We start from the raw sequence: 11,890 nt of genomic DNA on the forward strand, positions 1-11,890 counted from the left end.
TTCTTAAGTAGCTTTATCAGATTGCAGGTGGCATCTGGATGAAGCAAGAGACCTTTTTCATGACAAATCTGTCAAAGGTCTTCTGAGACTTTAGAGAAGGATAGAAAGTGGCCTGGCAAGTGTGCCTTTGTCTAATAATAAAGTGATAACAAGAAAAGAAATAGAAAGTAATATGATGATTTTTGCATATAATAAAGAACAAGTCGGAGATGTCCTTATGGTCATTCTTCAAGATACTTCGGACGTTAAACGTTCGGTCGAGCGAAAAGGGAAGGTTGCGCGTGTTTTTGAGCAAGCGACAGGAAAAACGTTAGCTTGGAATATTTTTGAAGCATCTAGTCTTATCCCTATCGAAGGTAAGGGACAGGTGTTCTTGACCGAAGATCAAGTTGCAGTGCTTAATCAGGTTTTTGTTCAGGAAGGGTTTGAAGCGGTTCTTGAAGCAGATACAGCTCCTAAATTTGTGGTTGGGCAAATTGTTGAGATGGTTGCTCATCCAGATAGTGATCATCTGAATATCTGCCAGGTACAGATTTCTGCTGATAAGATAATTCAGATTGTTGCAGGAGCTCCAAATGCTGTTGTCGGTTTGAAAACCATTGTAGCCTTACCGGGGGCAATGATGCCTAATGGAAGCTTAATTTTCCCAGGGAAGTTACGTGGCGAAGAGAGCTACGGCATGATGTGTAGCCCAAGAGAGTTGGATTTGCCAAATGCTCCTCAAGTTCGTGGCATTATCGAGTTGGATGAGAAAGCTCAGGTAGGTGAAGCTTTGGACATCGCGAAACACTGGAAGGCGTAATGGATAGATGGAGAAGCCAAATCCCTAGTGGTATTGGCTTTTTTTCCTTTTGTGGTATAATGTATAGGAAAATGTATTAGATGGGATTGTCGTGTGAAAAAAAGCTATCGTCTAAAGCGAGAAAAAGATTTTAAGCAAATTTTTGGCAAGGGGACTAGCGTCGCTAATCGAAAATTTGTGGTCTATAGTCTTTCCAAAGAACAGTACCATTTTCGAGTAGGGCTTTCAGTCAGTAAAAAATTAGGGAACGCAGTCGTCCGAAATCACATTAAACGTAGGCTACGTCATTTGGTTCAAGAATTATCTCCTCATCTTGAATCCATGGATTTTGTGATTATCGCCCGTAAGGGCGTTGAACTGCTGACCTATCAGGAAATGAGGCGACATTTGATTCACGTCCTGAAGCTGGGACATCTTTATAGGGAAGGAAATCAAGGTGAAGAACATTAAATTATTGGGAATAGGTCTCTTAGGGCTTATGGTTTTATCAGGTTGTGCGAGTAGTGGTCAGAGTTTAGCGCCAATCACTGCTGAGAGTACAGGGCTTTGGGCTCAGTTTGTTTATTTCTTTGCGCAAGCTATTTCGGCTTTGTCCTTTGGTAGTATCGGTATTGGGATTATCTTATTTACCGTCATTATTCGTACGGTACTTTTACCTCTTTACAATATGCAAATCAAGTCCAGCCGTAAGATGCAGGATATCCAGCCTAAAGTGCGTGAGTTGCAAAGACAATTTCCAGGTAAGGATAGAGATAGTCGCTTGGCCTTTGCCGAAGCTCAGAGTGCTTTATTTAAGGAAGAGGGAGTCAGTCCCTATGCTAGTCTGTGGCCACTTCTGATTCAATTACCTGTCATGCTTGCGCTTTATCAGGCAACGACTCGTGTTGAATTTCTTAAAACAGGTTCTTTCTTATGGTTTAAATTGGCAGAGCCAGATCCATACTATATTTTACCGGTTTTAGCAGCACTGTTTACTTTCTTGTCGACTTGGTTGACCAACAAAGGGGCGCGTGAGAAAAATATGGCTCTAACCATTTTATCTGCAGTAGCTCCGGTTATGATTTTGATTGTTGGCCTTAATTTTGCTAGTGGGGTCTCTCTATACTGGACCGTATCAAATGCCTATCAAGTCGTACAAACCTTGATTTTCAATAATCCATTTAAACTCATTGCAGAGCGTGAGCAATTGGCGCAAGCCGAAAAAGAAAAAGAAGCGAAAATTCGTCGTGCTAAAAAGAAAGCGCAAAAGCGCAAGTAAGGAGAAATAACATGGTTATTTTTACAGGAAAAACAGTTGAAGAAGCAATTGAAGCAGGTCTACGCGAGCTTAACTTGCCACGTATGAAAGCCCACATTCGTGTTGTTGCACGTGAGAAAAAGGGATTCTTAGGATTTGGTAAGAAGCCTGCTCAAGTGGATATTGAGAATATCGATGAGAAGACCGCGCATAAGGCAGATCAAAAAGCTGTAAAAGGTGTTCCAGATGAGATCAATCAAAAAAATGCGCCTGTGACCTCTAGTCTTGAGGACACCATCGAATTGAGCAAGGTGACGAGCTTAATTAAAGAGATGGAAGCGCGTGGGGAATTGGAAGTTGATCAAGAGGTCAAGGAACAATTTTTAGTCAATAAAAAATCACCACAGACAATCTTAGAAGAGACTGGTCACTTTGAAGTGTTAAAAGAGCTTCAGGTAACCGAGGAAGCTTCCCAAAAGGTTGAAGAAGCACCAGAGGAAAAACAAGCTGACAAGGACGATTTCCAGGCTTTTGTTGACAGTGAATTTAGCCAGGAAAAACCTGCTGAGGCGCCAACTGCCGATATCGAAGAGGCGGCACAGGCTGTTAAATCTTATGTCGAGACGATTATCTACGAAATGGATGTTGAAGCGAGTTTTGAAATCCATACCAATCGTCGTGACATCACGATTCAAATTGAAACACCAGATGCAGGTCGTGTGATTGGTTATCATGGTAAGGTCTTGAAGTCATTGCAACTGTTGGCGCAAAACTTTCTACATGACCATTATTCTCGCTACTTTTCAGTGTCACTAAATGTTCATGATTACCTCGAACATCGTACTGGTGTTGTTATTGACTTCACTAAGAAAATGGCTAAGCGCGTGCTCGAAACAGGTCAGGACTATGTTATGGACCCTATGAGTAATAGCGAGCGTAAGATAGTTCATAAGACGGTTAGTAAGATAGCAGGTGTAGAGAGTTATTCAGAGGGAGATGACCCTAACCGCTACGTTGTGATTAGCAGAGTTGATTAAAAAAGCTAGAAAGTTCTAGCTTTTTTCTACGTCTCTAGTAGGATTTCTCGATCTTTGTAGGACGAAAATGAGCAGCTTTTTAGGGTCTATGTTATAATATTGCTATGACTTTTATTGAATTGTTGAAGAAAAAATTTCGACCAAATAAGGCTTCCAAAGCAAGTACAGCAGAGGTATCGCAGCAAGGGAATGACACGATACCCTTCGAAAGTAACGAGGCTAGTCAAGATAAGCATCTTACAGATTACAGTAATCAGGTAGAACAAGATGTGTTAACCTATCAGCGCCGTCGCTCGAAAGTCCAAAAGGATGATAAGGGACCAGAATTACTTAAGCAAGCTCAGAAGCTCAAGTTAGCACCTCAAAACCCTTTGAGACAGTTTTGGCGTAGGTATCAAATCGGAAAGATTATCCTGATTGGAATGGCTGGCTTTACACTCTTAGTAGGAAGTTACCTTTTTTACTTAGCTAAGACAGCGAAAGTGTCTGATTTACAAGAGGCTTTAAAAGCAACGACAGTTATCTATGATAGGGCTGGGGAGTACGCAGGAAGCTTAACAGGACAAAAAGGAACCTATGTGGAGCTTGATAGCATCTCTGATGATTTGGAAAATGCGGTGCTAGCTACTGAAGATAGAACCTTTTATGAGAATAATGGTGTCAATTTTCAGCGTACCATTTTAGCAGTTTTAACTCTTGGGAAATCAGGTGGTGGGTCCACCATTACACAACAGCTAGCCAAAAATGCTTATCTCACACAAGACCAAACCATTAAACGTAAGGCACGTGAGTTTTTTCTTGCTCTAGAGTTGACTAAAAAATACAGCAAACAAGAGATTCTAACCATGTATCTCAATAATGCTTATTTTGGAAATGGTGTCTGGGGAGTTGAGGATGCTAGTCGTAAGTATTTTGGAACGAGTGCAGCCAATTTAGCTTTAGACCAAGCAGCAACATTAGCTGGCATGCTCAAAGGTCCAGAAATCTATAATCCCTACTATTCTATCGAAAACGCGACCAATAGAAGGGACACCGTTCTACAAGGAATGGTAGCAGCTGGCTATATTGATCAAGAAACAGCAGATGCTAATATGGCCATAGGCATTGGAAATCGCTTAGCAGATACTTATTCTGGTAAGAGTGATGATTACAAATACCCGTCGTATTTTGATGCGGTTATCAGTGAGGCAATTGAGACCTATGGCTTAAGTGAGAAGGATATTCTCAATAACGGCTATAAAATTTATACCGAGCTTGATCAAAATTATCAAACCGGTATGCAAGATGCCCTTAATAATTCTGATTTTGTTTATGTGTCTGACTATGATGGCCAAAGTTCCCAAGCAGCCAGTGTTGCCCTAGATCCGACAACAGGGGGCGTTAGAGGATTGGTGGGGAGAACTTTCAGTACCCAAAATCCGACATTCCGCAGTTTTAACTATGCAACGCAAGGGCGCCGTAGTCCTGCATCAGCAATCAAACCTCTTCTGGTTTACACCCCTGCTGTTGCATCGGGTTGGGACATCAATCAATTGTTACCAAATACCGTCCGTGATTTCAATGGTTATGCCCCTTCTAACTATGCTGGAATAGAGACAGAAGACCTTCCAATGTATCAAGCTTTGGCAAATTCTTATAATATCCCAGCGGTTTATACATTGGATCAGATTGGGGTCAAAAAAGCTTTCTCATACGGGAAGAAATTTGGTCTGGACATGTCACAAGTTCCTGAAGAGCTAGGAGTGTCCCTAGGGGCTAGTATGACGGTTAGCCCTCTTCAGATGGCTCAAGCCTATGGCGCTTTTGCCAACGGCGGTGTCATGAATAAGGCGCATCTTATCACCCGTATTGAGACGGCCAGTGGTCAAGTGGTTAAGAAATATACCCCATCTGCACAGCGAATTTTCAGCAGAAGCGTAGCAGATAAGATGACGAGCATGATGCTAGGAACCTTTACCAATGGAACAGCAACAGGAGCTAATGCTTATGGCTATACCATGGCTGGTAAAACAGGAACCAATGAAGCAAGCTTTAATCCCAATGTCATCAGTGATCAGTGGGTTATTGGTTACACGCCTGATGTGGTCATTTCTCAGTGGATTGGCTATGATAAGACGGATGAAAATCACTATATTCAGGATCCTTATGGCAATGCCTCTTCTCTCTTTAGCACAGTGGCCAGCTCTATTTTACCTTATACCGAAGGAAAGGCCTTTACGGTGGAAAATGCTTACGCTGCTAACGGAATAGCTGCTGTTTATGGTAGTGATGCAGAAGCTAGTCAGGAAGAGTCGCGAAGCATTATTGATGATTTAGCTGACTCCGCAGCACAGGCCAAAGAAGATTTGCAAAAGGCGCTAGAAGAAGCAGATATTCCAGGAAGGGCAGAGAACCTTTGGAATAATATCGTGGACTTTTTCAGATAAGTTGCCAAGCCTTTAAGAAAATGGTATAATGGCAGTTACGGAGGCAGTATGGCACAGAAAAAAGCAAGTTTAGCGTGCGCAGATTGTGGCAGTCGTAACTACTCAATCGCAGTGAGTAGCACGCCAAAACCGACACGCTTAGAAGTTAAGAAATTTTGTAAGCATTGTAAAGGCTACACCCTGCATAAAGAAACACGCTAAGGAGTTAAGATGTTTAAAAAAAGTATTTTTCAGGTCTTAAAAGAGACAAGCTGGCCGACGCGTAAGCAACGTTGGAAAGATTTTATCTCAGTCCTTGAATACACAGTATTTTTCACCCTGATTATTTTTTTGTTTGACCGTTTGATTTCAACGGGACTTCTAGAATTCTTTAAACGCTTCTAGAATTAAGAAATGTGAAAAATAGTCAGAAATGATGGCTTATTTGGTTAAAACTGTGATATAATATCAGTAAACGTAAAAAGCCGCTTTGCCGGCTTTTTTACATGGTTGTTTGAGTTGAGAAGACATAAGACTTTTCTGATTCAAATCAGGTAATATGACAAAATAGGAGCAAGATATGTTAGATTCATTTGATAAAGGTTGGTTTGTTCTCCAGACTTATTCTGGTTATGAAAACAAGGTTAAAGAAAATCTTTTGCAACGGGCGCAGACTTATGACATGCTTGAAAATATCCTTCAAGTTATCATTCCAACGCAGACCGTGAATGTGGAGAAAAATGGTACCACTAAGGAAGTTGAAGAAAACAGATTCCCTGGTTATGTCTTGGTTGAAATGGTCATGACAGACGAGGCTTGGTTTGTGGTTCGTAATACGCCTAACGTTACAGGATTTGTGGGTTCTCATGGAAACCGTTCAAAACCGACACCACTTTTGGAAGAGGAAATTCGTTCCATTCTCATCTCTATGGGACAAAAGGTAGATGTGATCGATACCAATATCAAAGTGGGTGATATGGTTCAAATTATTGATGGTGCCTTTATGGGACAAGAAGGGCGCGTGATTGAACTTGATGGTAATAAAGTTAAGTTGATGCTCAGCATGTTTGGTACAGAGACTCAGGCGGAAGTAGAACTTTACCAAATTGCAGAGTTGTAAGATAGGGATTAGAAAGAAATCTTACCCCTTTATTAAAAATAGCACTTGGCGTGAAAACCAAGTGCTATTTTTTTTCGACAAATAATTGTTGGGCGACAGCAGCTGGAATGGCAAGTTCCTTGCCCTTGAAGGCAATGGTCGTGGTCTGAGCAAACTGGTCCATGTCCAGAATGGTCAGGGAATCGCCGATAGCTAGGTCATGCTGCTCCAGATATTGCAAGAGCTGGTAGTAGTCGTGGACGCGGACTAGCTGGTAGTTGCCTAGCTGGTCCAGACTGGCCAAGGTGGTCTGGTAGCGTTCTTTTAGAAGCTGATTAGGCTGAGGAATGGTGCCGCCGTGTGGGCAGGTTTGCGGTTGCCCTAGAAGCATATCCAAGCGGTCGATGAAGCGGTCGGACACAGTGTGTTCTAGGATTTCGGCTTCTTGGTGGATTTCTTCGGGGGAATAGCCCAGCTGTTCAACCAGAAAAACTTCAATCAGTCGATGCTTACGGTAGAGGTTGGCGACCATTTCCAAGCCTTCTTGGCTGAGCAGGTAGCCAGCTTCCTTGTCCTTGCTGATGAGATCTTCTGCCAGCATTTTTTTCAACATTTCAGACACAGCAGGGGCTGAAAAATTCATCTTTTCCGCAATCTGTTTATTGGTGATTTTTTGCTGGAGCTGGCCCAGTTCATAAATGGTTTTCAGGTAATCTTCTTTGTTAGGGGTCATAGTCTTGCCTTTCTTTTTTTATTATACCAAAATTTTTAATAAAGAGTTGACAAACGTCTCTAGTTAATGTATATTAAAACTATAATTAGGTATACATAAAAATATAAAAAGGAGAACATAATGAAACGATTTGTAAACTTTATAGCTCTGCTATTGTCCCTCGTGATCTTGGGAGCTTGTGGTCAGAAGGTTGGTCAAGAGGTGGAAGGAAAGCCCAAGGTGGCTGTGACGACCTCTTTCTTGTACGATATGGTCGGTCAGTTGGCTGGTGATGAGGTGGAGCGGGAACTCTTGATTCCTGCGGGAGAAGACCCGCATCTCTACGTGGCAAAGTCTAGCGATTTGACTAAGTTGCAGTCGGCAGATTTGGTCCTCTATCATGGTTTGCACTTTGAGGGGAAAATGGTGGAGGCTTTGGAGCAGTCGGGCGTGGCAGTGACCAAGGAGATGAAGGAGGCAGACCTTCTTCGCATGGATGAGGATGGTGAGTCGGTGGTTGACCCGCATTTTTGGTTTTCGATCCCCCTCTATCGCTCTGCAGTTGGTGTAGCTTCTGACGAGTTGCAGAAACTTTTACCGGAAAAAGCAGAGCAGATAAAGGCTAATACGGAGGCTTATCTGAAGCAGTTGGATGAGTTAGATAGTTGGGTCAAGGCAGAGCTGTCTAGCTTGCCAGTAGAAAAACGTTATTTGGTGACGCCGCATGATGCCTTCAACTATTTGGCGGCCAGCTATGATTTCACACTCTATGCACCGCAAGGAATTAGTACGGAGTCAGAAGTTGCCAATAGTGACATGATTGAAACGGTCAATATGATTTTGGAGCACGATATTCAGGCAATTTTTACAGAATCGACCACTAATCCTGAGCGTATGGAAAAATTGCAAGAGGCCGTTGCAGCCAAGGGCGGTCAGGTTACAGTCGTTAGTGGAGAAGGTAAGGAATTATTTTCAGATTCATTGGCACCTGCTGGGCAGGAGGGTGATAGCTATATCGCGATGTACCAGCACAATATCCGTTTGATTGTGGACCATTTGAAGTAGGAAGAGGAAGATGCAGGAAGCGATTAGAGTAGAAAAGGTGAGCCTGACCTATGTAGGCAGTCAGGTGAAAGCCTTGGAAGAGGTTGATTTTGTCTTACCAAGGGGCGTACGAGCTGCCTTGGTTGGACCAAATGGAGCTGGAAAATCCAGCCTAATGAAAGTTTTGTTGGGGCTTGAGCCTGTCAGTGAAGGAAGGATTTCTTTATTGGGTCAGTCCACTGGTCTGGCACGGCTATTGGAGCAGAAGATGGCCTATATTCCACAGGCTAATCAGGTCAACTGGTCCTTTCCTGCGACGGTTTTTGAGATTGTTCTCATGGGACGGTTTGCTCATACCAAGGGTTTCTTACGGAGACCAAGTCGGAAAGACAAGGAGTTGGCAGAAGAGGCTATGAAAAAAATGGGTTTAGAGGATCTGCGGCATCGGCAGATTGACCAGCTGTCAGGTGGTCAACGGCAACGGGTTTTTATTGCCAGGGCCTTGTGTCAGGAGGCGGAGCTCTATCTGCTGGATGAGCCCTTGGCTGGGGTGGATCGTGTGACAGAACAGATTATCATGGATAGCTTGGTGGATTTTCAAAAGGAGGGAAAGACGTCTTTGGTCATTCATCATGATTTGTCTACGGTGGCTAGTTATTTTGACTATCTGGTCTGGTTTAATCGTCGTGTGATTACTTCGGGTCCTGTAGACCAGGTCTGGACGAATTCGTTCTATGAGAAGACCTACGGACGAGGGCTGAGTTTGCCTGTGCAGGAGGGAACCAATGATTGAGGTGTTAGGGGATTATTCCTTTTGGACGGTGGCCGCTGGGACCATGTGTTTGGCTGTGGCTAGTAGCGTGATTGGAACGATTAGTGTGCTGACACGGCAGAGTTTGATTGGGGATAGCTTGGGGCACGCTTCTTATCCTGGTGTTCTCCTATCCTTTATGGTCTTTCAATCCCGCAATCCCTTTCTGTTGATGCTGGGAGCTATGCTGTCTGGCTACCTTTCCTATGCTCTTGTCCGCTGGATGACCAAATCTGCTAGGCAAAGTCTGGTCAATGCCTTGTCTCTTGTATCTGCTGGATTTTTTGGTCTAGGCATGGTCTTGAAGCAATATCTACAGGGAAACGCCGCTTATCAAGGAGTAGCTCAGGCGGGTTTGCAGACTTATTTGTTTGGACAGGCGGCTTTTATCCAGCGAGATGATGTCCTCTTGATTTTTGGGGTTTCGATGATTAGTTTGCTCCTGTTCCTTCTTTATTACCAGTCTTTCAAGCTGTATTTATTTGACAAAGCCTTTGCTCAGGTTAGCGGTGTGAAGGTGGCGTTTTTGGAAAGGATGACCACGCTGTTGATGATTGCCTTGATTGCCCTTGGTTTGAAGGTAGTCGGAGCTGTCCTGATGAGTAGTTTCTTGATTGCTCCTGCTGTATTTGGTCTGCTCTTGGGGACTTCCTACCGGCAGGCTCTCCTTCTCTCTGCTGCTAGTGCGGTCCTGTCTGCTTTTTGTGGAACTTTCATCAGTTCGCTGGTGGCAGGCTTGTCTACGGGTCCGACTATGATTGTTTTTCTCAGTTTGTTTGCCTTTGGGGCTTTCATCTGGATCAATCTGTTTTCAAGGGGAGGCAAGCATGGTTGAGGTGTTCTGGATTTTACTAACAGTGGCCAGTTCCTGCGGTTTGCTGGGCTCTACTCTAGTGGTGCGAAATCAAGGGATGTTGGCAGATGCCTTGTCGCATTCGGTCTTATTGGGGATTGTGCTGGGCTTTTTCATCAGTCAGAGTTTGGAATCGCCTCTTCTGGTCATCGGTGCGACTGGTTTTGGCGTCCTTTCGGTCTTTGTGATTCGAAGTTTGCACAGGCCTAAATTGGCTGAGGATGCGGCGACAGGACTGGTCTTTACCTTCTTTTTTGCCCTAGCCGTTTTATTGATTTCCCTCTTTGCCCGCAATGTCCACTTGGACATGGATATGGTCCTGATGGGAGAAGTGATTTTTGCTCCCTTGAATCGTGTGGCTTTTGGCACTATTTCCCTGCCGCTAGCCTTGGTTAAGGCAGTGGTGCTCTTGTTTTTGAATAGCTTGTTCCTTCTGCTGACCTACCAGCCTTTGAAGTGCTACCTGTTTGATGCCAGTCAGGCTAGATTAACAGGTGTTCGGACAGGCTTGTTGGATACTGGTCTCTTACTCTTAGTATCTCTGACAACGGTTGTCTCCTTTGAATCAGTTGGGTCCATGACTGTGATTGTTTTTCTACTGGCGCCTGCGATGACAGCTCTGCCTTGGTCACGGTCCTGGGGGCACTTGTTGGGGATGGGTCAGCTGGTAGTCTTTGTATCAACCTTCTTAGCTTATCTGGTTGCGGTCAGCTTTGACTTGACCATGTCAGGAATGTGTGCGGTGGTCAGTCTGGTCTTGGTCTGCGTCAGCATTTTCTTGAAACAGTTATGGAGAGTTTTAATCTTTTAGTAATAATGTCAAAGAAAAGGCTACAAAATGGCTAAGAGGTGTTTATCAAATAGTCAGTAATGAATGAAATGGCTAGTGCGCTCTTAGGCTTATTGGGATTAAAGCTAAAAAACAGCTCACAATAATCGGCTAAAGCAATGGTTCTTTTATAATATAAAAACTCTTAACGATAGTAGTCGCTCGTTAAGAGTTTTTGATTATTTGGACTGTCAATGCTTAGGCATGATCTCATGGACTTACTTATAAGTTTTTCTCCAACGTTGAGGCGATATTTGATAGTGTCTTTTAAAAGCCGTTGAGAAATTGAACTGATTTGAATAGCCGATGGCTTCTGCAATTTCTTGCAAGGTTTTATCGGTGTTTTTTAGGAGTTCACAGGCTTCGCTGAGCCGATATTGGATGATAAATTGTTGAGGAGAAATATTCATCTGCTCCTTGAAAAGGCGACTGAAGTAGTGGCGATTGAGATTGCAGACCTGTGCCAAATCATCGACGGAAATGGCTTTTTCATAATTTCGCTCGACAAAATTGATGGCTTCACGGATATAAAATTCTTTACTTTCGTTGTGATGACTGGTTGTTTTGGTCAGAGAGTAATCGATGAGATTAGAAATAAACAGGTATAGGTGTCCGATGATGGCTGAGCTCTTTTGATGGTGCAGTGAGAGAACTTGTTTCATTGTATGATAAACAGGACTTTCTGTTGGGGCTGCATGCTGTGAAAAAATGGGTTGTGTTTTTGAAAGTCCAGCTTGATGAAGGAAGTGTTCCGTTTTTAAGCCATCAAATTCAATCCAAATATAAGTCCAAGGATTGTCTTTATCAGCCTCGTAGCTACAAATCGTATTGGGACAGATGAGGAAGCCTTGCCCTGCTTTTAGCCGATATTGCCGCTGTTCGGAAGTGTCATAAAAAGTTCCAGACCCTGAAATAATGTAGTGAAATAAGTAATGTTGTCGCATGGTTGGACCGAATGAATGGAGTGGTTTACAGGCCTCCATTCCGAACTGAACGGGATAAAAATCAACATAGGAACGGTTATTAAAAACATAAAACTCAGGTTGTATTTTCATGGGAAC

General features: G+C 43.3%; 14 protein-coding genes. 12 read left to right on the forward strand and 2 right to left on the reverse strand.

All coding sequences use genetic code 11. The annotated features are described in order from the left end of the window. Nucleotides 1-175 precede the first annotated feature (175 nt). The 8 genes from ytpR (at nucleotide 176) to nusG (ending at nucleotide 6,601) form a co-directional block, all read left to right on the forward strand. Nucleotides 176-802, forward strand: coding sequence for a YtpR family tRNA-binding protein (gene ytpR, locus G575_RS0104605; protein ID WP_027971676.1), 627 nt, complete (start codon nucleotides 176-178; stop codon nucleotides 800-802). A gap of 93 nt (nucleotides 803-895) precedes the next feature. After that, nucleotides 896-1,252, forward strand: coding sequence for a ribonuclease P protein component (gene rnpA, locus G575_RS0104610; RefSeq protein ID WP_027971677.1), 357 nt, complete (start codon nucleotides 896-898; stop codon nucleotides 1,250-1,252). Nucleotides 1,253-1,280: 28 nt separating this feature from the next. Beyond that, nucleotides 1,281-2,060: a membrane protein insertase YidC gene (locus G575_RS0104615; protein WP_051176924.1), complete on the forward strand. Its 780-nt coding sequence runs from the start codon at nucleotides 1,281-1,283 to the stop codon at nucleotides 2,058-2,060. A gap of 11 nt (nucleotides 2,061-2,071) precedes the next feature. Then, complete coding sequence (jag, locus tag G575_RS0104620; protein WP_027971679.1) at nucleotides 2,072-3,076, forward strand: RNA-binding cell elongation regulator Jag/EloR; 1,005 nt, start codon at nucleotides 2,072-2,074, stop codon at nucleotides 3,074-3,076. A 104-nt stretch (nucleotides 3,077-3,180) separates the two neighbouring features. Next, entirely contained in the window at nucleotides 3,181-5,502 is a 2,322-nt protein-coding gene (pbp2a, locus tag G575_RS0104625; RefSeq protein ID WP_027971680.1) for a penicillin-binding protein PBP2A, read from the forward strand. A gap of 48 nt (nucleotides 5,503-5,550) precedes the next feature. Beyond that, nucleotides 5,551-5,703 carry a 50S ribosomal protein L33 gene (gene rpmG / locus G575_RS11910; RefSeq protein ID WP_083958848.1) on the forward strand — a complete coding sequence of 51 codons (153 nt, stop codon included), beginning with the start codon at nucleotides 5,551-5,553 and terminating at the stop codon, nucleotides 5,701-5,703. Between the two features lie 9 nt (nucleotides 5,704-5,712). After that, nucleotides 5,713-5,886 carry a preprotein translocase subunit SecE gene (gene secE / locus G575_RS0104630; RefSeq protein ID WP_027971681.1) on the forward strand — a complete coding sequence of 58 codons (174 nt, stop codon included), beginning with the start codon at nucleotides 5,713-5,715 and terminating at the stop codon, nucleotides 5,884-5,886. A gap of 175 nt (nucleotides 5,887-6,061) precedes the next feature. Continuing rightward, on the forward strand, nucleotides 6,062-6,601 hold the full coding sequence (nusG, locus tag G575_RS0104635) for a transcription termination/antitermination protein NusG (protein WP_027971682.1): 540 nt from the start codon (nucleotides 6,062-6,064) through the stop codon (nucleotides 6,599-6,601). A 64-nt stretch (nucleotides 6,602-6,665) separates the two neighbouring features. Here the strand turns inward: nusG and G575_RS0104640 are convergent, their stop codons facing one another. Further along, the gene (locus G575_RS0104640; RefSeq protein ID WP_027971683.1) at nucleotides 6,666-7,313 is read right to left on the reverse strand and encodes a metal-dependent transcriptional regulator; all 648 of its coding nucleotides are present in this window, start codon (nucleotides 7,311-7,313) and stop codon (nucleotides 6,666-6,668) included. Between the two features lie 120 nt (nucleotides 7,314-7,433). Here G575_RS0104640 and G575_RS0104645 point away from each other — a divergent pair, with 120 nt between their 5' ends. Genes G575_RS0104645 through G575_RS0104660 form a run of 4 tightly spaced genes read left to right on the forward strand, consistent with a single transcriptional unit; the run spans nucleotide 7,434 to nucleotide 10,811 of the window. Further along, nucleotides 7,434-8,357 (forward strand): metal ABC transporter solute-binding protein, Zn/Mn family, encoded by a 924-nt coding sequence (locus G575_RS0104645; protein ID WP_027971684.1) that lies wholly within the window; start codon nucleotides 7,434-7,436, stop codon nucleotides 8,355-8,357. Between the two features lie 10 nt (nucleotides 8,358-8,367). After that, nucleotides 8,368-9,129 carry a metal ABC transporter ATP-binding protein gene (locus G575_RS0104650; protein WP_027971685.1) on the forward strand — a complete coding sequence of 254 codons (762 nt, stop codon included), beginning with the start codon at nucleotides 8,368-8,370 and terminating at the stop codon, nucleotides 9,127-9,129. Further along, complete coding sequence (locus G575_RS0104655) at nucleotides 9,122-9,982, forward strand: metal ABC transporter permease (RefSeq protein WP_027971686.1); 861 nt, start codon at nucleotides 9,122-9,124, stop codon at nucleotides 9,980-9,982. The genes G575_RS0104650 and G575_RS0104655 overlap by 8 nt, the downstream gene beginning before the upstream one ends. Further along, on the forward strand, nucleotides 9,975-10,811 hold the full coding sequence (locus G575_RS0104660) for a metal ABC transporter permease (protein ID WP_027971687.1): 837 nt from the start codon (nucleotides 9,975-9,977) through the stop codon (nucleotides 10,809-10,811). The genes G575_RS0104655 and G575_RS0104660 overlap by 8 nt, the downstream gene beginning before the upstream one ends. 236 nt (nucleotides 10,812-11,047) lie before the next feature. Here the strand turns inward: G575_RS0104660 and G575_RS0104665 are convergent, their stop codons facing one another. After that, nucleotides 11,048-11,884 (reverse strand): AraC family transcriptional regulator, encoded by an 837-nt coding sequence (locus G575_RS0104665; protein ID WP_027971688.1) that lies wholly within the window; start codon nucleotides 11,882-11,884, stop codon nucleotides 11,048-11,050. Nucleotides 11,885-11,890 lie beyond the last annotated feature (6 nt).

It is taken from the genome of Streptococcus plurextorum DSM 22810 (genome assembly GCF_000423745.1).
Taxonomy (GTDB): Bacteria; Bacillota; Bacilli; order Lactobacillales; family Streptococcaceae; genus Streptococcus; species Streptococcus plurextorum.